The sequence below is a fragment of the Coprococcus phoceensis genome, from assembly GCF_900104635.1.
GTDB classification, from domain to species: Bacteria; Bacillota; Clostridia; order Lachnospirales; family Lachnospiraceae; genus Faecalimonas; species Faecalimonas phoceensis.
This window is the reverse complement of the sequence record NZ_FNWC01000007.1, coordinates 289957-311830: the sequence shown is the minus strand read 5'-3', so window position 1 is coordinate 311830 and position 21874 is coordinate 289957. Positions and strand designations below refer to the sequence as shown.

Below are 21874 nucleotides of genomic sequence, written 5' to 3'. Positions count from 1 at the left end.
TTTACTTTGTCTCTACATAACGTCGTCTTAGTTGTCCACAGGCTCCGTCGATATCAGAGCCCATTTCTCTTCTAATAGTAACATTTATTCCGCTTTTTTCAAGTTTATTTTTGAAATTCATGGCATTTTTTTTGCTTGGTTTCTCGAATGTACGCTCTTTAATCGGATTTACAGGAATCAGATTCAGATGGCAATTACGATGTTTTAAAATGTGGATTAATTCCGCTGCATCTTCCTCTTTATCGTTCACTCCATGTACCAGACTGTACTCAAACGTCACTCTTCTTCCCGTCTTTTCAAAATAATAGTCGCACGCCGCAAGCACCTCAGAAAGTTCATATTTGTTTGCAACCGGCATCAATACTTTTCGCTTTTCCTGCGTAGAACCATGCAGGGAAAGCGCCAAGGTAATCTGTAATTTTTCCTCGGCAAGTCTCTTCATATTCGGAACGATTCCACAAGTCGATACCGTAATGTTCCTTTGGCTGATATGTAAACCGTGTTCATCGGTCAATATATGTATGAATTTCAGAAAGTTATCATAATTATCCATCGGTTCCCCTGTTCCCATCACAACTACGTTCGAAACACGTTCCCCCGATATTTTCTGAATCTGATAAATCTGTCCCAGCATCTCTGATGCCTTTAGATTTCTCTCCAATCCTCCGATGGTAGATGCACAGAATTTACATCCCATCCGACATCCGACCTGCGAGGAAATACAGACAGAATTTCCATGCTTATACTTCATCAGAACACTTTCCACCACATGTCCATCCTGTAGGCAAAACAGAAATTTATTTGTGCCGTCCAGTTTTGATTCCTGTCTCTCAAGCATTTTTACCGGTGCGATCTCATAAGCTGCATCCAGCTTTTCTCTGAGTGCTTTTGACAGATTCGTCATCTCTTCAAAAGAATCTGCAAGCTTTACATGCAGCCATTCATACACCTGCTTTGCCCGAAACGACTTTTCTCCGAGATGTTCCATCTCTTGTTTTAATTCTTCAAATGTATATGATCTGATATCTTTTTTCTCCATGATCTTTTATTCACATTTCACCTTTCTAAACTTTGCAATGAAAAATCCATCACTGTCATGTATCCCCGGCAGAAGTTGAATACACCCTTGTTCCACAACATCATTTTTCAACTCTTCGCACAATAACTGTGCAATCGGCACAAGTTCAAACTCTTTATTCTGTTCTAAGAACCAATGTACGTTACCCATATTTTCTTCTTCGTGAATTGTACATGTGCTGTAAACCAAAGTTCCTCCCGGCTTCACATAATCTTTGACTGTCGACAGCATCTTGCGTTGAAGAGCCACCAATTCTTTTTGTGTCTCTTCTGTCATCTTATATTTCAGATCCGTCTTTTTCCCAAGCACTCCCAGTCCGGAGCACGGAAGATCTGCCACCACAATATCTGCCTTTTCAACTGCAGTTTCATCTTTTTGAGTCGCATCCCACCTGACTGCTTCGATGTTTGTCATACCAGAGCGTAAGATGTTTTCCTCTATAAGCCCCACCTTATATTCTGTCAGATCTCTCGCCTGCACATGCCCTGTACCACAAAGTACCTCTGCCATGTGAAGTGCCTTTCCACCGGGTGCTGCACAGACATCTATGATCTCGTCTCCTTCTTTTGGTTCTGCCAAATGTGCCACAAGCATGGAGCTGATATCCTGCACCGAAAACGCTCCTTTTTGAAACGTCTCAAGCTCTCCTAAATAATTATAAGAAGATATTCGAAGTGCATATGGAAGGTATGGATGTTCCTCGACATGTACTCCTTCGCCTTCAAGTGCCTTCACAAGTTCTTCTTTTGGCATCTGCCCCAAATCACACCGGATTATCGTGTCCTTTTCTTTTAGGAAATCCTGAAGCATACACTCCACACTCTCCCTGTCATATGCTGCCAGCCACTGTCTTAATATCCATGTCGGCATCGAGTATTTCACAGACAGATATTGTTCCAAATCTTTCTCATCCGGATATGATATCTGTTCCAGATTTCGGTCGATATTTCGTAAAAGTCCGTTCACAAATCCTTTTAAATTTACAAATCCTTTTTTCACCGCAAGTTTTACCGCCTCATTACAGGCAGCGGAATTCGGAACCGAATCCATATATTTCATCTGGTAAACCGCACTTCGGATGATATTGCGGATGACTGGTTTCATCTTGTTTACCTTTACTTTTGAAAACTGATTGATAATATAATCAAGCTCAATCATGCGCTCCAGTGTTCCCTCCGTCACTCTTGTGATAAAAGCGCGCTCTTTTTTGTCTAAATACTGATATTTATTCAGAACATTGCGAAGTGCGATATGACTGTGCTCTCCATCTCGTGTCACTTCCAGCAAAATCCCAAGCACCAGTTCTCGTTCATTAATTGACTTAGTCATCTCGTCTTCTTCCTCCTGTCAGAATCAAGATACGCACAAGCTGTAAGATTGCTGCAGCCGCACTTGCCACATACGTAAGCGCAGCCGCATTCAGCACTTTTTTCGTGGCTACAATCTCTTCACCCTGCATCATCCCGGTCTCAGCAAGAATGCGTACTGCTCTTCCCGATGCATTATATTCCACCGGCAAAGTCACAAGTTGAAACAATACTGCCAGCGAAAATGCCAAGATTCCGATATTGATAAGCAGTGCTGAAGACTGGCTGTTGATAAACAGACCTAACACAATCAGTGGCCAGGCAATCATGGATCCAAAATTTGCCACCGGAACAAGCGCGCTCCGAAACTGTAGCGGTGCGTATCCTCTTGCATGCTGAATCGCATGTCCACACTCATGCGCTGCAACTCCCACTGCAGCTACTGAACACTGTCCATATGTTGCATCGGAAAGTCTGAGCACTTTATTTCTCGGATCATAGTGGTCTGTCAGATTTCCTGCTACCCGCTCAATTCGCACGTCATAAATTCCGGCCCCATGGAGTACACGTTCTGCCGCCTGCGCTCCTGTCAGCCCCATATGGTTTCTCATTCCGGAATATTTTGAAAATGTACTTTTCACCCGCATCGATGCAATGGAGCAGATAATAACTCCTATGATAATCAATATATATGTTGGATCAAAATAAAAACTTGGATAAAACATCCTGCTTCCTCCTTTTTTCTACGCTCTCGAAAGAATTTCTCCTGATTTTACCTGATACCCCCTCAAAAATGCTCCGGCATCCATTCGTTTTTTCCCCGGAATCTGAAGTTCCAGCACTTTCAACAGCCCATCTTTTGTCTGTACAGAAAACGCTTCTTTTTCTACTTTCACAATCGTTCCAGGTACGCCCTCTCCCGATGTCTCTTCCACCTCTGCACTCCAGATTTTCATTGTTTTTCCATTCCACATTGTATATGCACTCGGCCACGGTGTCAGCCCGCGAATCAGTCTCTCAATCTCTTTCGCACTCTGATTCCAGTCAATATTCCCAAGATGCTTGTCGAGCATTCTCGCATAGGCGGTCGGTGATTCTCCCTGTTTAACCGGAGTCACTGTTTTTTCTTCCAGCGCCTTTAATGTCTCTACACAGAGCTTTGCACCTGCGGCCGCAAGCTTATCATGAAGACTTCCTCCGGTCTCCTTTTCTTCTATTACAATCTCTGTCTTTAACAGCATGTCTCCGGTATCCAGTCCTTCGTCCATCTGCATGGTCGTGACACCTGTCACCGTTTCCCCGTCAATAATGGACCACTGAATCGGCGCTGCCCCGCGATATTTTGGCAACAATGACGCATGCACATTGACACATCCATATGGCGTCATCTCCAAAATTTCTTTTGGCAAAATCTGTCCAAATGCAATGACGACCATAATATCCGCCTCATATTTTCGAAGTTCTTCGATGCATTCCGGCTCTCTGACTTTTTTCGGCTGATAAACTGGAATTCCATGCTTTAACGCGCACTCTTTGACAGGCGTAAACTGCATCTCTTTTCCGCGTCCTTTTGGTTTATCCGGCTGTGTCACAGCAAGAACCACATCGTGTCCCGCCTCGATCAAAGCCTCTAAAGTGCCCACCGAAAAATCCGGAGTCCCCATAAAAATTACTTTCATCTGCTGTCTCCTCCTTAGTCTTCCTCGTCAAACTCATCATCATACTCCACACTGTGAAGTTCGCCTTCTACTTTTTCGACATACAAATGCCCGTCCAAATGGTCAATCTCGTGGCAGAACGCTCTTGCAAGCAGCCCTTCTCCTTCATAAACCACTTCTTCCATCTCTTCATTGAGCGCCTTTACTTTCACATAATTCGGTCGCGTCACAGTTCCCGATTTTCCCGGCAGACTTAAACATCCTTCCTCTCCTGTCTGCTCTCCTGCTGTCTCAAGAATCTCCGGATTCACCAAAATAATCGGACCCTCTCCAATATCAATAACTACGATTCGTTTTAAAATACCAACCTGCGGTGCCGCAAGTCCCACTCCCATAGCATCATACATTGTATCCAGCATATCCTCAATCAACACCTTTGTTCGGTCTGTCATATCGGTTACTTCTTTACATACCTTCTCTAACACATCATCACCAATTTCTCGAATCTTACGAATTGCCATTTTTTATCCTCCTCATTTAAAATACATTCATCGGATTAAAGTCGAACTGCACTCGAACTTTTCGAAATCCGGAATTAATCTCTATATATTGTTCCAATTTATTTTTCAAATCTATCATCGCCTCGTATCTGGCATGTTTTAAATAGATCACTCTGCGATACACATCGTTTACCTTTCCCACATACGGACTTGCGGGACCGATGATTCTCACTTGATTCCGGTTCATGCGCTCTGCATAACTCTTCATGTAGCTGCACGCCGTCTCAAGCAAAGACTCATCTTCACTCGTAACCAAAATCGCTGCAAGCTGTTCCACCGGCGGATATCCCATCATTGTACGGTATGCGAGTTCCTCTTGATAAAACGCTTCATAGTCCTGCTTTGCAGCTGTTTCAATACTATAATGCTCCGGACTGTATGTCTGAATGACAACCTCGCCCTTTTCACTTCCTCGCCCGGCGCGTCCCGCCGCCTGTGTAAGAAGCTGAAATGTCCGCTCTCCTGCACGATAGTCATCGGCGTACAACGACAGATCCGCCGCCAGTACTCCGACAAGTGTCACATTCGGAAAATCATGTCCTTTTACGATCATCTGCGTTCCAATCAAAATATCCGCCTCTTCATTTGCAAACGCCTCCAAAATCTTCTCGTGTCCATCTTTTTCCTTCGTCGTATCCATGTCCATGCGAAGTACACGTGCATCTGGGAATTCCTTCTTTACAAGTTCTTCAATCTGCTGTGTTCCTGCTCGGAAACCGCCGATATGTTTTGAGCCGCACGATGGGCAGACTGAAATCATAGGCTCCTCATATCCACAATAATGGCAGACCAGTTTCCCACCGCGGTGAGATGCAAGTGAGACATCGCAATGTGGACATTTTACCACATAGCCGCAGGATCTGCACGAAATAAATCCTGCAAACCCTCTCCGATTGATAAATAACATAATCTGTTGTCTCTTTCTCAATCGGTCAGCCATCAATTCATACAGCTTTCCACTGATAATCGAACGATTTCCACTTTTTAGTTCCTCTCGAAGATCGATTGTGTACACCGTCGGCATCTCCTGCATCTTTGCTCGGTTCTGAAGTCTTAAAAGTTCGTATTCTCCTTTTTGGGCACGGTAGAAAGCCTCAAGAGACGGTGTTGCTGAACCAAGCACAACACTTGCACCTTCTAAGTGTGCCCGCTCCACAGCCGTCTCTCTGGCATGATATCGGGGGATCTGTTCACTTTTATAAGTCGATTCATGCTCCTCATCAATCACAATCAATCCCAAATTGGCAAAAGGGGTAAATAACGCTGATCTTGGACCAATCATCACATCAATCGCCCCTTCTTTTGCCCGCATCATCTGGTCATACCGCTCGCCGCTTGACATCTTGGAATTCATAATGGATATCCTCTCGCCAAACCGCTTATAAAACCGCATCACAGTCTGGTAGGTCAGTGCAATCTCAGGAATCAGGACAATCGCCTGCTTCCCTTCTTTGATCACACTTGCGATCATCTCCATGTAAACTTCAGTCTTTCCGCTCCCTGTCACCCCATATATGAGATAAGTCTTGCGGATTCCTTTCAGATAGTCTTCCCGAAATGTGTCAATCGCATGCTGCTGTTCCTCAGTATAAACCACTTCTTTCCACTCTTTTTTTCGATTTTTAATCGGATTTCTCCAGACCTGCTCGGACTCTATTCTGGCAACATTCTGCTCTTCAAGTGCCCGAATGACTGTTCGTGTGACATTCAGCTTTTTTGTGATAAGCTCATACTCCAATATCTCCTCATCAAGCAGTGCTGCCAAAAGTCTCGCCCTTGCCTTCTGATTCTTCTTCAGATATTCCTCAAGCTTTGTCTTCCCTTCTTCTTCATCTAACAACAATCGGACATAGCGCCTGATCTTTTTGTTCTCTTCCCGCTTGATTGGAAGTACTGTCTTTAGCGACTGTATCATCGTCCCGCCATAGTACTCTTTCATCCACGCCGCCAGTGCCACCAGCCTGCCCTCGATTGCCACACTTTTCTCCGCCAGACTCAGAATCGATTTTACTTTGTTCGGATCATATTCACAGTGTTCTGACAGCCCGATCACATACCCTTTGATCTCACGATTTCCTTTTCCAAACGGCACGACAACCTCTACGCCTGCGTGTAACCGTTCTTCTAATTCTGCCGGAATATGGTACTCAAAAATTTTATCCAGTTTTTCATGTGTAATATCTACGATAACTTTCGCATACATGCACAACTGCTCCTATACTTTTATCGAATCAAATTCTCTCTTTTACTCTCTTTTACGACTTCCGCAATGAGAACTCTCTCATCCATATCGTACTTCACGCCTTTGATCTCCTGATAGTCCTCGTGTCCTTTTCCTGCGAGCACGATTACATCGCCAACCTCAGCATGGTCAACCGCATAGCGGATTGCTTCTTTTCTATCACAGATCTCCACATATTTTCCATCTGTTTTTCCAATCCCGATCTTAATATCATCAATGATATCCTGGGGTTCTTCAAAACGCGGATTGTCCGATGTGATGATTGTAAGATCTGCCAATTTTCCGGACACCTCACCCATCTCATATCTTCTCGCCTTCGCTCTGTTTCCTCCGCATCCAAACAGACATACAAGACGTTTTGGATGATATTCTTTCAATGTTGTCAAAAGACTCTCAAGACTCATCGCATTATGCGCATAATCAATCATGAGCGTAAAGTCCTCAGATACTTTCACCATCTCGATTCTGCCTTTTACCTTTGCAACTTTTAAAGCCTTCTTGATCATCTCCACCGGCACATCAAAATGTCTGCACACCGCAATCGCAGTCAACGAATTATAGACACTGAATGTTCCCGGAATGTCAATCTCCACATCAAAATCCATCAGCCCGGACACATGGTAAGATACTCCTAAGTATCCTGGTCTTGACACTAATTTTGTATCTGCTGCCCGAAGGTCTGCTTTTTGTGCAAAGCCAAATGTTTCAATCTGGCAGGTCGCGCCGCGAAATACATCTTCAAAGTACGGATCATCCACATTCGCAATCCCAATCCTGCATTGTTTGAACAGCAGACCTTTGCATCGTTTGTAATCTTCAAAATCTTTATGTTCATTCGGTCCGATATGGTCTTCCCCAAGATTTGTAAAAATTCCAATCTCAAACGGAATACCTGCAGTTCTGTGAAGCATCAACCCTTGCGATGACACTTCCATGACCACTGCATCACATCCCGCATCAACCATTTTCCGGAAATACTGGTGAATCGTAAACGACTCCGGTGTCGTATTCTTTGCCGGAATCACTTCGTCTCCGATGATCGCCTCGATTGTTCCGATCAGACCAACTTTATGTCCTACTCCCTCCAAAATGGACTTCACCATATATGTTGTCGTCGTCTTTCCTTTCGTTCCTGTGATACCTATTACTTTCAGCTGCTCTGCCGGATAACCAAAATATGCCGCAGATGCCAGCGCAAGTGCATACCTCGTATCTTCCACCTTAATCACAGTCACATGTTCTGGAGCTTCCACTTCTTTTTCCACGATCACTGCTTTCGCACCTTTTTCTGACACCTCTTTTACAAATTCATGACCATCTACAACTGCGCCGCTGATGCATACAAACACGCTGCCAGCGCAGACTCTTCTTGAATCATTCGTAAGCTCTGTAATCTCTATATCATCGTTTCCTTGTACTATCTTATACTCTAAACGTTCTAATAACTTTGTCAGCTTCATCATCTATTGCCTCCTGTTTTTTCATAGATACTATTAGGATACCACATCTCTATGAATATTCATAATAAAATTTCTATATACTATTTTTAAGAAAGCAAATATGAGGTATCACTATGCACATCTTTATCATGGATATGATGAATTCTTTCGGCTATATCGGAATTGCTCTTCTCATTATGATTGAAAATCTCTTTCCTCCTATTCCCTCGGAAGTCATCCTGACATTCGGCGGCTTTATGACAACTTATACCCATTTGACAGTAGGTGGAGTTGTCTTTTTTTCCACCCTCGGTTCCACAGTTGGCGCCATCTTTCTTTACTACATTGGGAAATTACTCTCTCCGGAAAAATTAGAACAACTTATAGATGGAAAGCTCGGAAAAATCCTCCATTTCAAAAAATCAGATGTCAGAAAATCGATCAAAAAATTCCAACAAAAAGGGAATATGACCGTTTTCATCTGCCGTTGTATCCCAATCCTTCGAAGTTTAATCTCTATTCCTGCCGGAATGTCGAACATGAAAATGGGCAATTTTTTAGTCCTTACAATTGCCGGAAGTGCACTTTGGAACACTATTCTCGTCTCAGCCGGCGCTGCTGCCGGAGCCTCCTGGGAAAAAATTTTGGAAGTGATGGATACATATTCTACCGTTGTCATTATCATCATAGGACTTTCTATGTTTTTTGGTTGCTTCTTTTATTATCGCAATCGAAAAAATGAATCGTAAAGCACGAAAGGGACTTTTCTCCTACTTGAGTAAAGTCCCTTTTTTCACTGCATCCTCTCCGTACTTTTTACGAATCACATCCAATGCTTTATCTAATTTTTGATGTTTCTGATTTTTCACACTCTGTTCTTCCTGCTTTGTCTGAAAGTCAAAAATGCTCATTTGAACCGGAGCCGACTCATCCTGAAGTTTTGAAGTGCGTATACCAAGCAGGCGAATCGGTTCCCGATTCCACAATTCCCCGAACAATTCGCATGCTGCTTTATAAATCACCTGATCTGCATTGCTCGCCGTCTCAAGCTGTTTCTGATGGGAAAACGTCTGAAACGTGTGGTATTTAATCTCCACGCTCACCATACCGGCTCTCTGTTTTTCCTTGCGAAGTCTCCCGCCAACACTTTCTGCCAACCACAAAAGAACTTTTTTCGCTTCTTCCTCTGTGACAGCATCTTTTGCCAATGTCGTCGAATTACCGATCCCCTTATTCTCCACGTGTCCTCTTCGAACTTTCTCATGGTCTATTCCATTTGCAAATTCCCACAATGTCCTGCCATGACTTTTCAGATGTAACTCTAGCAAATTCGGGTCTGCCTTTGCAAGTTCCCCGATTGTCCGTATCTCCAGCTTGTTAAGTACCTCTACACTGGATCGTCCCGCCATATAAAGTTCCGAAATAGGCAATGGCCACATCTTTACCGGGATTTCTTTCGGGAATAAGGTGTGTACCTTATTTGGCTTTTCAAAATCAGATGCCATCTTTGCTAAAAGATGATTTACAGATATTCCAATATTCACTGTGAATCCAAACTTCTCATACACAGCGTCTTTGATCTCAAATGCAGCCTCCACAGGAGACAGATACAGATAGGATATCCCCGTAAAATCCATGAAACACTCATCCACACTCACCTGCTCGATATCCGGTGTATACGTTTGAAGAAACTCCATCAGTCTCCTGCTGTACTCCTGATACATCTTATGATTTGGCGGCGCCATCACAAGATCCGGACATTTTCGGAAAGCCTGTGCAACCGGCTCCCCTGTCCGAATCCCATATTTTTTCGCCAAAGGAGATTTTGCAAGCACAACCCCGTGTCTGGATTCCTGATTACCTCCTATAATCGCCGGGATTTTGCGTAAATCCACTTCTGCTCCATTTTTCAATTGTTCTACTGCCGTCCAGCTAAGATACGCTGAATTTACATCAATGTGAAAAATAATCTGTTCCATGCTTTTTTCCTGCAATTTATTTTATTTTCGCTGTCAGTTTGTCCCCTTCTACATCAATCAGAATGACATCTTCACTGCCAATATCTCCCTGTAAAATCAGTTTTGCAGCTAATGTCTCTACATGCTTTTGAAGATATCGTTTCAGCGGTCTTGCACCGTACATTGGCTCATAGCCACCTTCCACCACAAAATTCTTCGCAGCATCTGTAAGCTCTATCGAAAGTTCTTTATCTTCCAGCCGTTTATTGACATCTTTCAATAATAAGTCAATGATTGCATAAACGTTCTGTTTCGTCAATGGTTTGAACATAATTGTCTCATCTAGACGATTCAAAAATTCAGGTCTGAAATGTGCCCGCAGATCATTCATGACCATCGTTTCACTTTCCTTGCTGATCTCACCGTTCTCATCGATGCCATCCAAAAGGTAAGCAGATCCGATATTTGATGTCATGATCAGAATCGTATTTTTAAAATCAACAGTCCGACCTTGTGAGTCAGTGATACGTCCGTCATCCAACACCTGCAGCAACACATTAAACACATCCGGATGTGCCTTTTCAATCTCATCAAACAAAACAACGGAATATGGTTTTCTTCGAACCGCCTCTGTAAGCTGTCCGCCTTCGTCATATCCGACATATCCCGGAGGTGCTCCTATCAGACGAGACACTGAGTATTTCTCCATATATTCGCTCATATCAATACGAACCATATTGCTCTCATCATCAAACAAACTCTCCGCAAGTGCTTTTGCAAGCTCTGTCTTACCTACCCCGGTAGGTCCCAGGAACAGGAATGATCCGATTGGTTTCGTAGGATCTTTGATACCTGCTTTCGAACGGATAATCGCCTCTGTTACTTTTGTAACCCCTTCATCCTGCCCAATGACACGTTTGTGGAGTTCTTCGTCAAGATGAAGCGTCTTGCTTCTCTCACTTTCATTTAATTTTGCAACCGGAATTCCTGTCCATCTGGAAATGATTCTCGCAATCTCTTCATCTGTCACACTTTCATGCACTAATGAAAGATCCCGCTCTTTCACTTTCTTTTCCTCTTCCTCCAACTGTTTTGTCAGCTGTGGAAGTTTGCCGTACTGCAATTCTGCCGCACGTTCCAAATTGTAGGAATGCTGTGCTTTTTGAATCTCCTGATTCACCTGCTCAATCTCTTCACGGATTTTCTGTAGTCTCTCTACAGAAGTCTTCTCATTGTCCCACTGCGCTTTCTTTCCGGCAAATTCATCACGCAGTTCTCCAAGCTCTTTTTGTAGGTTCACGAGTCTGTCCTGACTTAATCTGTCATTCTCTTTTTTCAGAGCCGCCTCTTCAATCTCAAGCTGCATAATACGTCTTTGCAGTCCATCCAACTCTGTAGGCATGGAGTCTAACTCTGTCTTGATCAATGCACACGCTTCATCTACAAGGTCAATCGCCTTGTCCGGAAGGAATCGGTCGGAAATATATCGATTGGAAAGTGTTGCGGCTGCCACAAGTGCACTGTCTGTAATTTTCACACCATGAAATACTTCATAACGCTCTTTTAAGCCACGCAGAATCGAAATCGCATCTTCCACCGATGGTTCATCTACCATAACCGGCTGGAAACGTCTCTCCAATGCAGCATCTTTTTCAATATACTGTCTATATTCATCCAGTGTTGTCGCGCCAATACAGTGAAGTTCTCCACGCGCCAGCATCGGCTTTAACATATTTCCGGCATCCATCGCGCCGTCCGTCTTACCTGCTCCGACAATCGTGTGAAGTTCATCGATAAACAGAATGATATTTCCATCACTGTTTTTCACTTCTTCGAGCACTGCTTTCAGACGCTCCTCAAATTCACCACGATATTTTGCACCGGCTACCAGCGCCCCCATATCAAGCGCAAACACTTTTTTATCTTTTAACGCCTCAGGCACATCCCCGCGCACAATACGTTGTGCCAGCCCTTCTACTGCCGCCGTCTTACCGACACCAGGTTCTCCGATCAGCACCGGATTGTTCTTTGTCTTTCTAGACAGGATTCGTATGACATTACGAATCTCCGCATCACGGCCGATGACTGGATCAAGTTTTTGTTCCCTTGCCCGTTCTACCAGATCACTGCCGTATTTATTAAGCGTATCATAGGTTGCCTCCGGATTGTCACTGGTGACTCTCTGATTCCCTCTTACGGTAGAAAGTACTTGAAGGAAACGCTCTCTTGTAATATTAAACTCCTTGAAAATCGCCTTTACTTCTCTGTTTGGCTGCTTAATTAATGCTAGAAAAATATGCTCTACAGAAATGTACTCATCTCCCATTTGTGTAGCTTCATCTTCCGCATGAATCAAAGCTTTGTTCAAATCCTGTCCGATATATACCTGACCGCCTTGCACTTTCGTTCTCTTTCTAAGCGCTTCCTCCACACGGTTGATAAACAACTCTTTTTGGATTTCCATCTTTTCTAATAATTTTAAAATCAGACTGTCATTCTGTGTGACCAAAGCATAGAGTAAATGCTCCTGTTCAATCTCCTGATTGCCATATTCATAAGCAACTTTTTCACAGCCCTGCACCGCCTGCATCGAATTTTGTGTAAATTTATTTATATTCATACATCACGCCTCCTTTTGCGAGTTTGTTTTTTCTTGTTCTATTGTAGGTATAACACATATTATTAGCACTGTCAAGAGGTGAGTGCTAATATTTTTGTTATTTTTTTGCAAACCCTTTAAAATCAATGGTTTGCAGTATCTTATTTCTTTTGAAATTGTGATTTTTTCTGTTTTGACACCAATTTGACACCAATTTTTCTTTTTGTGGTGTCAAGCATTTAACACCATACTATCTAGTCTTGCAATCTCATTTTCAATCCTTGTCAGCTCTCCAATATGGTTATACACTTCCATTGTTACATCTATATGAGCGTGTCCCATAATATATTGAAGAACTTTTACATCCATACGGCACTCTGCCATTCTGGTACAAGCTGTGTGACGCATTACATGAGCTGAAAACTTTGGTAACAGCTCTGCTTTCCTATGCTCTTTTTTTGCTCTCTCTACTTCGGTTTTGTTATATGCGTCTACAATGTTGTATAAAACACTATTTACGCCATTCGGCATAAGCGGTCTGCCCGATTTTGCTGTAAAGACAAACCCCGAATACCCGTCCACCTCAATGCTCTTATCCTTTGCAAGCATGAAATTGATTTTCCTTTGTTCCTCAAAGGCTTTTGCAACTTCTTGTGTCATAGGTATAATACGAATACCCGACTCCGTTTTTGGTGTTGAGATATGGAACTTGCAACCGTCGCCTAAATTCTTATAAATGAGCTGGTGGTCTACATTAACCGTTTTTGCCTTGATGTTTATATCTTTCCATGTAAGACCAATAAGCTCCCCACACCTTAACCCCGTACCAATCATTATGGTAAACATAGGATAATATGTGTTATAGACATTGCTCTGTTTTACAAACTCCATAAACTTTTCTTGTTGAGAAACTGTTAAGGCTTCTTTTTCCTCTGCTGGTTTTCCATAATCACTAATGGAACTTTTTGCAGGGTTCTTTCGGATAATATCATCATCAACAGCCATTTCTAATGCAGGATAAAGCAGGTTGTGAATATACTTGATTGTAGAATAAGCATATCCAGCTTTGGAAAGTTTCGCATAATACGCTTTAATATGTGAGGGTAAAAGCTGAACAACTTTAATATTTCCAATCTCGTCTTTTACTCTGTTTTCCCAAGCACGAACATAACTAACTCTTGTAGTATCAGCCAGCTCACGAGTTGCCATATAACGCTCAAATAACGTGTTGAGCGTCATTTTTTTGATTGCTCCGTCTGTCAATATGTTATCTTCCATATCCTTTGCAATCTGTTTCTCTTTTTCTCGAAGCTCTGGTAAATCTTGTGCATAGACTGTCAATCTCTTGCCTGTTCTTACATCTGTATAACGATAACTGTATCTTCCATCATTACGCCAGTTTTCGCCCTCTCTTAATTTTCTTCCTTTTGGGTCTTTTCTACTAATTGCCATGAGAACCATTCCTTTCTGAAAAAGCCTCTTTTCTTGTTCTCACAGCGTGCTTTGTCCTTTCTTATTATACTACACACGCCAGAGAACATAAATAGAAAATCGCTCTATTCTTCCAAATATAACAAGTATTTCTTGACTTTTTCTATGGAATAAAGAACCCTGCGACCTATCACAATTTTTGCTCCTGCCTGCTCGCCAATCTTTCTTGCAGTAGCACGACCACAAGACAACATAGCAGACAATCCCTCTATATCAACAGCAATCGGCTGTTCCGTTGCTCTTATCTTCGTTTTATTCATATTCCAACACCTTACCTCGCTGGAACATCACATCATTTAACACATCAGTATTTAACATAATGTAACACCCCCTTTACTGTGTGTCTATTTATAAGTTACATAAGCAGGCAGACGGCTTTGGAAAGCTCCGTTAGTATCTCAACTATTCCCATTCTTGTGGGCAGAACCGCACCATGCGGACGTATCATTATTCTGTGAAGATAGGTCATGGCAAAACGACTTTTCCAACAGTCGCTCTCGGATCACTACGTGGGTCGCTCGCTTTCTTTTGAAAAGGTCGTGGCGTACAGTCCCCGTGGCTCGCTATCTCACAAACGTATCTGTCTGCTTTATTCAGTTGTCAAAGAGCTATCGGCTATTCAGCCTATTAAAATCAACTTTCAGATTTTGATTTTAATAGAATGACAAGTGAAGTGGCAGGAAAGGGGGACGTGCCAGACTTCACTTGTATGTACTACATCACTACAATTTCAAAATTCATCAGCATATCAAGTAATGCTGTCTGCACTCTGTTTTTTAAATCTGCGTCTACCACCATGCAGACGTTACCGTGTTCGTCATACAATTTACGCAGGCACAGTTTGGAAATGTAACCGTCATAAAATTTCATAACGGCTTCAATCGCTTCTGGGTCGCCCTCTGTTGCTGATAAAATAACTTCAAAAGGCAGATGTTCGTATTTCTTCATTTGCGTTCCTCCATAATTTTTCTCATTGCTTCAAGTGTTTTTGTTCTGTGATACTGGACGTTAGAGCGGGGAATTTTAATAAATTCACTGATTTCACTATCCGACATATCCATAAAGTAGGACAACAAAATAATGTTGCGTTTCTTCTCTGTCAATGTTTTAAGGGCTTCGCTTAACTGGTCGTCCTCAACCCAGACTTCAATGCCTAAGATATTGAATACAGTATAATCACTTTCGTATTTATCCAATTCTCCAAAACGTGATTGTTCATAATCTGGAATATCCGAAAATAAACATTCGTGTTTTTCACGCCTTTTCATATCACGATAGCCTTTCTTTACTGCACGTTTAATTACTTTTTTTGAAAGGCAATCAAACTGTGCTTCAATGGCTTGTTTGAAAGAAGATGTTTTCATTTGCTCACCTCCTTTCCGTGCTGGATTGAAATAAACTTTTGTTTATTTCCCCCTTTCCGCACCCTAACTACCCAAAGAGGTGGCAAGCTACCAAGATTTTCAAAAAAATTTTTTTGAAAAACAAAAACAGCCCGATAATGTGTAATTACACAAACGGACTGTTTTATAAATTCTATTGATATGAAATTTTAACTCATATAAAGGGTATAATGATTGTAATAGTGGACTGAAATATTTATCCAGTTGAGAACGGCAAAGCGTTCTTCCGTATGCAATCATGGTATAGCCCCCTTTAACCAGAGCCAAGAAAAAAGGACAGTTCTGGTTATATCCAAAACCGTCCCGTTATTTTTCAAGACGCACAAAAGTATATTATCTAGGAACGGTTTTTTTTATTTACCGCACACGATAACAGCTTTTGAATTATTACTGCATACTATATGCAATTTTAACACATTCTAAATACATCACATGAAGTATAAACTCATGCTAGGTGATTTAAAATGAGAAAAGCAAAAGAAACACAAACTTTTGATTTCAGACCTTTAGGACTGGCAATCAGAGAAGCCCGTGAAAGAGCAGGGCTTTCTCGTAATGATTTAGGCGATAAAGTGTTCTATGGAGAACGCCATATCGCAGATATTGAAAATATCGGGTCGCACCCCAGCTTTCAATTATTCCATGATTTAGTTACCATGTTCAATATATCAGTTGACGAATATTTCTATCCAGCAGAGAATGTCGTAAAAAGTACAGCTCGCCGTCAGATAGAAACTTCTCTTGATTTATTGAGTGATAACGAATTAAAAATCATTCAAGGTACGATTGACGGTATCTTGAACAGCAGGGAGAGCAAGAAGTAATCAGCTTCTTGTTTTTCCCTTTTTGCGTTATCTATTTGCTGATCTGCTCCGCAGGCAGCAAATAACTTTATTAAACTTTTGTCTTTTTCGTAATCTTGTAAATGTATTCTTCTGGCGTAGGGCGTTTATTTCCAAAATATTTTTTGAAATTTGCCTGCACCGCTGGGTCTGTACTGTTCATAGCTTCATCAATCGTCGCTTCAATATCAGCCCGTACATCAGCTAAAGACACACCACCAGCCTTTGCACCAGTTTTTAAGGCTTTTTTAATATCTCGTTTTTTAAGTCCTATCATAATAACCTTTCTATACTTTTTTCATAACATTATTCTGATTGTTCCACGAAAGCCAAAGACGAAAATTCAAATATAATGAAATACATAGTGTTAATATTTCGGCAATGGGAACAGCCAACCATACACCTGTTATTCCAATAAACTGTGGCATTAGTAACAAGCCTATCATTATAAAGCCAAATGTTCTTAAAAAAGAAATCAAAGCAGATAGCTTACCGTTAGATAATGCAGTAAAAATTGCTGATGAAAATATATTGAAACCCGAAAAAAGAAAACTAAATACAAATATCATAAATCCGTTTATTGCAATTTTATATACCGCTTCATTTGTCCCAGTAAATAAACGTACCAAACTATTTCCATTTATAAAGGATAACGCAAAAATAAATAATGAACCTACAAAAATGAAAGAAATACAGATTTTATATATTTTCTTTAATCCGTAATAATTGTTTGCTCCAAAATTATAGCTAATAACTGGGGCAACACCCATTGAAAAACCAATAAATAATGTTGTAAGCAAAAATTGTGTATATATAATTATGGTAATAGAAGCCACACCATTTACACCTAATAAATTCATCATTGTACGATTGAAAAAGAATGTAGTAATTGCCGTTGAAAGCTGACTAACCATTTCTGATGAACCATTTATACAACTTTCTCCAAGTACTTTAATATCTATAATAGGTTTTACAAAAGACAATGTTCCCGATTTTTTACTAAAGACAATTATTCCCGTAATGGCTGGTATCAAATAACCAATTCCAGTTCCAAATCCTGCACCAGCAATCCCCATGTCAAATATAACCATAAAAAGATAATCAAATACGATATTCATTGCACCAGCACATACAGAAAGAACCAGTCCTAAAGTTGGTTTTCCTGCTGTTACAAATAAATTTTGAAATAGTACCTGCAACATACTTGCAGGTGTAAAAAGTAAAATAATAGTTAAATAGTCTTTACAATATGGAAATAAAACCTTATCAGCTCCAAGAGCATATATAATTTCATCAATAAAGATAATTCCTAGAACGAAAATTACTACTCCCAAAATAAAACCAAATAAAATAAGTAGTGTAAAATCCTGTTTTGCTCGTTTGGGTTCTCCTGCCCCCATTTTTCTTGCAACTATGGCACTACCACCCGTAGCTATCATTGTTCCCAATCCTACTATTAAATTGATAACGGGACAAACAATATTGATTGCTGATAAAGCATTTGTATTGACAAATCGTGATACAAATATGGTATCTACAATTGTGTAAAGCCCCATAAATAACATCATGGATATGGTCGGGAAAGCAAATTTTAATAAAGACCCAGTATTAAAATCTTTTGCAAGAGGATTACTATTCATTTGTACTACCCCCATTTTTTGAAAATAATACTAATTTTTGTGTAGGATAACCAAATTCAACTAATAATTCTGCTTCTGCAAAGCCTAATTCTTTGTAAGCCTTACGATACCCTGTATCAGCTTTGTCGCCCTCACGGAATGTTGTTACAGAAATGTTTTTATCTATTAAAAGTTCATTCATAACCTTATCTAAAAACATTTTTGTAATACCATATTTACGATATAAAGGGTGTACTCCAAAAAAATCAATACTTCCCGTATGATAGTTAATAGACATCAAAGCAATGGCAATATCATTATCACTTAAAATCAACACTCTTTGCTCTAAAATACCTTTTTCTAATTCTATTAAGTACTCATTCTCATTCAAATTTGGAAAACCGTCTATTACTAAATAAGCTAGTTCTAGGCAGGCAGGTATATCTGTTGTTGTAGCAAATCTGATATTTTCTTCCATTTCTTGTTGTGATAATTTTTGTTTAACTGTCTGTATCAAATCAAATCTAAGCTGTAACGGATAAAATTCTTCATTCATTCGATATTCGTTAGGCGTTTTCTTATACATCTGCTTAAAAATATTTGTAAATGCCTGCTGACTTTCATAACCAGCAATAAGCGAGATTTCAAGAATAGATTTATCAGAAAACACTAAAAGTTTTGCAGACTCTGTTAATTGTCTGCGTTGTACATAGTCATGTATAGACAATCCAACAGTTTCGACAAACATTCTATGCAAATGATATTTTGAATATCCAACACCCATTGCAATAGAGGATAAGTTCAGCTTTTCTGTGAGATTGTTTTCTATGTAATTGATCACCGTTATAATGTTTTCAACCTTATTGACCATTACAGCACCCTCCTTTCAGCTTAGATTATAATATCTTGTTTTCTTCAAGTTTTAATATATATTGCGGTTTTTGCATGAATCACTATTTTAGCGTATTCAGAACTATTTGTGAACATAATTCGATGAAAAGGTAGTTTGCATGTCATAGAAATATGATTTGCAAACTACTTTTTTTGATTTATCCTACAATCTTCCAGTTGCTATCCTTATGCAATACAAGCTCATACTGCGATACCTGCGTTGCCTTTGTCTGATTATCAAGGAATTTCACAGCTACCTTGACTTTCACATTGTCTCCGTCCTTTGTAAATACTGGGTTTACCAGTTCAGAATAAAAATAGTCCCTGCCGATAGGTTCAAGTACATTTCCAGATACATAATAAGCAAGCTCTTTTTCTGTGGCTGTCTGGTACAGCTTAAAGAATGTTTCCAGAAATGAGGTAGCGTCGTTGACGGTATCAGCGTCTACACTTGCGTCTGCTTCTGGTGTCTTAGGCTCATAGTCTGATTTTTCGATTGCTGGTGCAAGGGTAGGGTTTTGAACGATTACCATATCCCCGTCAGCGTCCACATGGACTTTTACGGTATAGGTTGCCTCGACATTGCTTGTCTGTTCTCCCTCTTTTTAATCTCCTTTGTTCTTGTGAATTAGGTCAACCTATACTATAATTATATTCGTAATAGTCTATTAGACAAGAACACACTATTTTGTAATATACTACCTAAAAAGAAAGTGATAGAACATCATGGAAAATAATTGCTGTGGTTTTAGTTGTCCGTTGAAGCAACCATTCAACTAATCGGCGGAAAATATAAAGCGGTCATTTTATGGCACTTAATGAATAAAACATTACGGTATAGCGAAATTCATAAGCTCATTCCAAAAGCAACAGACAAATGTTAGCACAACAGCTTCGTGAGCTGGAAAAAGACGGATTGATTAACCGCAAGGTTTATCCAGTCGTCCCACCAAAAACAGAGTATTCCTTAACTGAATTCGGAAAAACCTTAACACCAATTCTTGATGAACTATGTAACTGGGGAGAAAACTATTTACTTCAAAACTGATTGTAAGCCGTGATACGCAGATCTCACGCTGTGAGTTGTTTACCACGGCGTTTTTATTTACAGCTTAACTTTTGCTTTTTTTGTAATCTTATAAATGTATTCTTCTGGCGTAGGGCGTTTATTCCCAAAATATTTTTTGAAATTTGCCTGCACCTCTGGGTCTGTACTGTTCATAGCTTCATCAATCGTCGCTTCAATATCAGCCCGTATATCAGCCAATGAAACACCGCCAGCCTTTGCACCTGCTTTCAAGGCTTTTTTAATATCTCGCTTTTTAAGACCTATCATTTTTTTCTCTAGACATCTTTAAAATCAATCTAATTCCTGTTAAACAAGCTCCCAGCAAACAAATGATTACCAAAATAATATAAACGTGTTGCATACCATAAATAAAAAATTCATCATGTCCCAAAATATAGTCAGATACTCTATATCCAGCAAAATCACTCATAAAAAAGTACAATAAAGTTGTAGATAACGCAATACCAACTGTTTGACCTAAATTTCTAACCAACGAATTTACGCTTCCTACAATACCCAGCTTATCTTTGGGACACGTTGACATAATAAGTGCATTGTTTGCAGGTTGAAATATAGCTTGTCCAACTGCCATTGTTGCAACTGATAGAGCAAACAAAAAGACTGGAGAAGTTTCTGTTAATCTTGACATTAAAAAGAACCCTAAACTTAATACTAACAATCCTATAAAAATAACCTTTTCTGATGATACTTTATCAGAAATACTTCCAAATATTGGGGAGCAAACTGCTAACACCAGAGGAGACAGCATCATAAATAAGCCCGCATAGAATGGACTTAACTTCAAAGCATTTTGCAAATAGAATGGTATTAAAATGCTAGATGAAGCTATACAAATAAAAGATGTTAACGCACACACTAGATTGATTGAAAATTTTAAGTTTCTAAATATATCTAAATTTAAAAGTGGTTGATGTTGTTTCTTTTCCACAAAAATAAAAAGTATTGCCAAAACAATAGATATGCCGATAGAAGCCATAATGTACGGATTTAATTGTTCTGTCTGTTGCGATAAAATCAATGAACCAAAAAACAACAGTGTAACAATAAACTGTAAAATAGCTCCTACTATATCCATACATTCATCTTTTCTCTCTCCTTTGGGTAAAAACCTTAGTCCCAATATAAATACACCAATACCAAATGGAACATTGATGTAGAAAATATAATTCCAATTAAATACAGACAAAATCATTCCCCCGATTGACGGTCCGACCATATTTCCTAATGCGACTGCGGTTACTAAAACTCCTAATGCTTTTCCACGGCTTTCTTTAGGAAATAATTCTGTAATAATACCGTGGTTGTTTGCCATATATGCTGAAGCTCCTATACCTTGTAGAAATCGACATATAATCAAGACAGCAAAAGAATTACTTAAGCCACATAACAAAGACGATACGGTAAAAAGAATTGTTCCAAATTGAAATATTTTTGATTTTCCACAAATATCTCCTAAGCGCCCCCAAAATAATATTGTTGAACAAATAATAATAGAATAACTGGCGATTACCCATTCAACAGCCGATATAGTTACATTCAGTTTTTCTGAAAGGACAGGCAGAGCTACATTAACAATACTTGAATCTAACGTAGCCATAAAAGTCATTGCAATTATAGCAATTAGAACAACTGTTCTCTTTGTCGTTTCAATATGAATTGATTTATTGTTCATAACACATCTCCTTATTAGTATTATT

Annotated in this window: 20 protein-coding genes and 2 pseudogenes; 3 read left to right on the top strand and 19 right to left on the bottom strand. The window is 40.1% G+C overall.

The genetic code is table 11. The features are described 5' to 3' along the window. Position 1: 1 nt before the first annotated feature. The 7 genes from rlmN to BQ5364_RS05190 are packed head-to-tail and all read right to left on the bottom strand — an operon-like array spanning position 2 to position 8305. Positions 2–1039: a dual-specificity RNA methyltransferase RlmN gene (gene rlmN, locus BQ5364_RS05220; RefSeq protein WP_004614470.1), complete on the bottom strand. Its 1038-nt coding sequence runs from the start codon at positions 1037–1039 to the stop codon at positions 2–4. Positions 1040–1045: 6 nt separating this feature from the next. After that, entirely contained in the window at positions 1046–2407 is a 1362-nt protein-coding gene (gene rsmB / locus BQ5364_RS05215; RefSeq protein ID WP_022250757.1) for a 16S rRNA (cytosine(967)-C(5))-methyltransferase RsmB, read from the bottom strand. After that, positions 2400–3110 (bottom strand): zinc metallopeptidase, encoded by a 711-nt coding sequence (locus BQ5364_RS05210; protein WP_022250756.1) that lies wholly within the window; start codon positions 3108–3110, stop codon positions 2400–2402. Before BQ5364_RS05210 ends, rsmB begins: the two co-directional genes overlap by 8 nt. An 18-nt stretch (positions 3111–3128) precedes the next feature. Next, a complete protein-coding gene (fmt, locus tag BQ5364_RS05205) occupies positions 3129–4064 on the bottom strand; it encodes a methionyl-tRNA formyltransferase (RefSeq protein WP_071143800.1) in 936 nt (311 codons plus the stop codon). Positions 4065–4078: 14 nt separating this feature from the next. Next, on the bottom strand, positions 4079–4564 hold the full coding sequence (def, locus tag BQ5364_RS05200) for a peptide deformylase (RefSeq protein WP_004614475.1): 486 nt from the start codon (positions 4562–4564) through the stop codon (positions 4079–4081). Positions 4565–4580: 16 nt separating this feature from the next. Next, a complete protein-coding gene (gene priA, locus BQ5364_RS05195) occupies positions 4581–6806 on the bottom strand; it encodes a replication restart helicase PriA (RefSeq protein WP_071143799.1) in 2226 nt (741 codons plus the stop codon). Positions 6807–6826: 20 nt separating this feature from the next. Beyond that, positions 6827–8305 carry a UDP-N-acetylmuramoyl-L-alanyl-D-glutamate--2,6-diaminopimelate ligase gene (locus BQ5364_RS05190; RefSeq protein ID WP_071144702.1) on the bottom strand — a complete coding sequence of 493 codons (1479 nt, stop codon included), beginning with the start codon at positions 8303–8305 and terminating at the stop codon, positions 6827–6829. A gap of 113 nt (positions 8306–8418) precedes the next feature. Here BQ5364_RS05190 and BQ5364_RS05185 point away from each other — a divergent pair, with 113 nt between their 5' ends. Further along, on the top strand, positions 8419–9033 hold the full coding sequence (locus BQ5364_RS05185) for a DedA family protein (protein WP_071143798.1): 615 nt from the start codon (positions 8419–8421) through the stop codon (positions 9031–9033). Positions 9034–9054: 21 nt separating this feature from the next. On the opposite strand, the gene BQ5364_RS05180 is transcribed toward BQ5364_RS05185, so the two are convergent. The 6 genes from BQ5364_RS05180 to BQ5364_RS05155 form a co-directional block, all read right to left on the bottom strand. After that, a complete protein-coding gene (locus tag BQ5364_RS05180) occupies positions 9055–10263 on the bottom strand; it encodes a DNA polymerase Y family protein (protein WP_071143797.1) in 1209 nt (402 codons plus the stop codon). A gap of 16 nt (positions 10264–10279) precedes the next feature. Next, positions 10280–12862 carry an ATP-dependent chaperone ClpB gene (gene clpB / locus BQ5364_RS05175; RefSeq protein WP_004614480.1) on the bottom strand — a complete coding sequence of 861 codons (2583 nt, stop codon included), beginning with the start codon at positions 12860–12862 and terminating at the stop codon, positions 10280–10282. Positions 12863–13072: 210 nt separating this feature from the next. Beyond that, complete coding sequence (locus tag BQ5364_RS05170; protein ID WP_009243513.1) at positions 13073–14293, bottom strand: tyrosine-type recombinase/integrase; 1221 nt, start codon at positions 14291–14293, stop codon at positions 13073–13075. 104 nt (positions 14294–14397) lie between these two features. Next, on the bottom strand, positions 14398–14592 hold the full coding sequence (locus BQ5364_RS05165; RefSeq protein WP_004614488.1) for a hypothetical protein: 195 nt from the start codon (positions 14590–14592) through the stop codon (positions 14398–14400). 454 nt (positions 14593–15046) lie between these two features. After that, positions 15047–15280 (bottom strand): helix-turn-helix domain-containing protein, encoded by a 234-nt coding sequence (locus BQ5364_RS05160; RefSeq protein ID WP_071143796.1) that lies wholly within the window; start codon positions 15278–15280, stop codon positions 15047–15049. After that, positions 15277–15696 (bottom strand): RNA polymerase sigma factor, encoded by a 420-nt coding sequence (locus BQ5364_RS05155; RefSeq protein WP_071143795.1) that lies wholly within the window; start codon positions 15694–15696, stop codon positions 15277–15279. Before BQ5364_RS05155 ends, BQ5364_RS05160 begins: the two co-directional genes overlap by 4 nt. Positions 15697–16199: 503 nt before the next feature. On the opposite strand from BQ5364_RS05155, the gene BQ5364_RS05150 reads away from it, so the two are divergent. After that, positions 16200–16559: a helix-turn-helix transcriptional regulator gene (locus tag BQ5364_RS05150; protein WP_071143794.1), complete on the top strand. Its 360-nt coding sequence runs from the start codon at positions 16200–16202 to the stop codon at positions 16557–16559. 70 nt (positions 16560–16629) lie between these two features. On the opposite strand, the gene BQ5364_RS05145 is transcribed toward BQ5364_RS05150, so the two are convergent. From BQ5364_RS05145 to BQ5364_RS05130, 4 genes and pseudogenes are all read right to left on the bottom strand, one after another. Further along, on the bottom strand, positions 16630–16854 hold the full coding sequence (locus tag BQ5364_RS05145; RefSeq protein ID WP_071143793.1) for a hypothetical protein: 225 nt from the start codon (positions 16852–16854) through the stop codon (positions 16630–16632). Positions 16855–16864: 10 nt separating this feature from the next. Then, on the bottom strand, positions 16865–18217 hold the full coding sequence (locus tag BQ5364_RS05140) for an MATE family efflux transporter (RefSeq protein WP_071143792.1): 1353 nt from the start codon (positions 18215–18217) through the stop codon (positions 16865–16867). Beyond that, positions 18210–19067 carry a helix-turn-helix domain-containing protein gene (locus BQ5364_RS05135; RefSeq protein WP_071143791.1) on the bottom strand — a complete coding sequence of 286 codons (858 nt, stop codon included), beginning with the start codon at positions 19065–19067 and terminating at the stop codon, positions 18210–18212. Before BQ5364_RS05135 ends, BQ5364_RS05140 begins: the two co-directional genes overlap by 8 nt. 178 nt (positions 19068–19245) lie before the next feature. Beyond that, positions 19246–19692, bottom strand: a pseudogene (locus BQ5364_RS05130) (conjugal transfer protein); the annotation flags it as partial. Between the two features lie 147 nt (positions 19693–19839). Here BQ5364_RS05130 and BQ5364_RS18825 point away from each other — a divergent pair. Then, positions 19840–20135, top strand: a pseudogene (locus BQ5364_RS18825) (winged helix-turn-helix transcriptional regulator). Between the two features lie 57 nt (positions 20136–20192). Here BQ5364_RS18825 and BQ5364_RS05125 read toward each other — a convergent pair. Both BQ5364_RS05125 and BQ5364_RS05120 read right to left on the bottom strand, forming a co-directional pair. Then, positions 20193–20423: a hypothetical protein gene (locus BQ5364_RS05125; RefSeq protein ID WP_004612099.1), complete on the bottom strand. Its 231-nt coding sequence runs from the start codon at positions 20421–20423 to the stop codon at positions 20193–20195. Beyond that, entirely contained in the window at positions 20410–21849 is a 1440-nt protein-coding gene (locus BQ5364_RS05120; protein ID WP_071143790.1) for an MFS transporter, read from the bottom strand. Before BQ5364_RS05120 ends, BQ5364_RS05125 begins: the two co-directional genes overlap by 14 nt. Positions 21850–21874 lie beyond the last annotated feature (25 nt).

What these genes read in the sequence shown, in the direction of transcription:
- clpB (WP_004614480.1), bottom strand. Translation starts at nt 12,862, where the DNA reads ATGAATATAAATAAATTTACACAAAATTCGATGCAGGCGGTGCAGGGC.
- BQ5364_RS05170 (WP_009243513.1), bottom strand. Translation starts at nt 14,293, where the DNA reads ATGGCAATTAGTAGAAAAGACCCAAAAGGAAGAAAATTAAGAGAGGGC.
- BQ5364_RS05135 (WP_071143791.1), bottom strand. Translation starts at nt 19,067, where the DNA reads ATGGTCAATAAGGTTGAAAACATTATAACGGTGATCAATTACATAGAA.
- BQ5364_RS05145 (WP_071143793.1), bottom strand. Translation starts at nt 16,854, where the DNA reads ATGATAGGACTTAAAAAACGAGATATTAAAAAAGCCTTAAAAACTGGT.
- BQ5364_RS05120 (WP_071143790.1), bottom strand. Translation starts at nt 21,849, where the DNA reads ATGAACAATAAATCAATTCATATTGAAACGACAAAGAGAACAGTTGTT.
- fmt (WP_071143800.1), bottom strand. Translation starts at nt 4,064, where the DNA reads ATGAAAGTAATTTTTATGGGGACTCCGGATTTTTCGGTGGGCACTTTA.
- priA (WP_071143799.1), bottom strand. Translation starts at nt 6,806, where the DNA reads ATGTATGCGAAAGTTATCGTAGATATTACACATGAAAAACTGGATAAA.
- def (WP_004614475.1), bottom strand. Translation starts at nt 4,564, where the DNA reads ATGGCAATTCGTAAGATTCGAGAAATTGGTGATGATGTGTTAGAGAAG.
- rsmB (WP_022250757.1), bottom strand. Translation starts at nt 2,407, where the DNA reads ATGACTAAGTCAATTAATGAACGAGAACTGGTGCTTGGGATTTTGCTG.
- BQ5364_RS05210 (WP_022250756.1), bottom strand. Translation starts at nt 3,110, where the DNA reads ATGTTTTATCCAAGTTTTTATTTTGATCCAACATATATATTGATTATC.
- BQ5364_RS05165 (WP_004614488.1), bottom strand. Translation starts at nt 14,592, where the DNA reads ATGAATAAAACGAAGATAAGAGCAACGGAACAGCCGATTGCTGTTGAT.
- BQ5364_RS05180 (WP_071143797.1), bottom strand. Translation starts at nt 10,263, where the DNA reads ATGGAACAGATTATTTTTCACATTGATGTAAATTCAGCGTATCTTAGC.
- BQ5364_RS05190 (WP_071144702.1), bottom strand. Translation starts at nt 8,305, where the DNA reads ATGAAGCTGACAAAGTTATTAGAACGTTTAGAGTATAAGATAGTACAA.
- rlmN (WP_004614470.1), bottom strand. Translation starts at nt 1,039, where the DNA reads ATGGAGAAAAAAGATATCAGATCATATACATTTGAAGAATTAAAACAA.
- BQ5364_RS05155 (WP_071143795.1), bottom strand. Translation starts at nt 15,696, where the DNA reads ATGAAAACATCTTCTTTCAAACAAGCCATTGAAGCACAGTTTGATTGC.
- BQ5364_RS05150 (WP_071143794.1), top strand. Translation starts at nt 16,200, where the DNA reads ATGAGAAAAGCAAAAGAAACACAAACTTTTGATTTCAGACCTTTAGGA.
- BQ5364_RS05160 (WP_071143796.1), bottom strand. Translation starts at nt 15,280, where the DNA reads ATGAAGAAATACGAACATCTGCCTTTTGAAGTTATTTTATCAGCAACA.
- BQ5364_RS05185 (WP_071143798.1), top strand. Translation starts at nt 8,419, where the DNA reads ATGCACATCTTTATCATGGATATGATGAATTCTTTCGGCTATATCGGA.
- BQ5364_RS05140 (WP_071143792.1), bottom strand. Translation starts at nt 18,217, where the DNA reads ATGAATAGTAATCCTCTTGCAAAAGATTTTAATACTGGGTCTTTATTA.
- BQ5364_RS05125 (WP_004612099.1), bottom strand. Translation starts at nt 20,423, where the DNA reads ATGATAGGTCTTAAAAAGCGAGATATTAAAAAAGCCTTGAAAGCAGGT.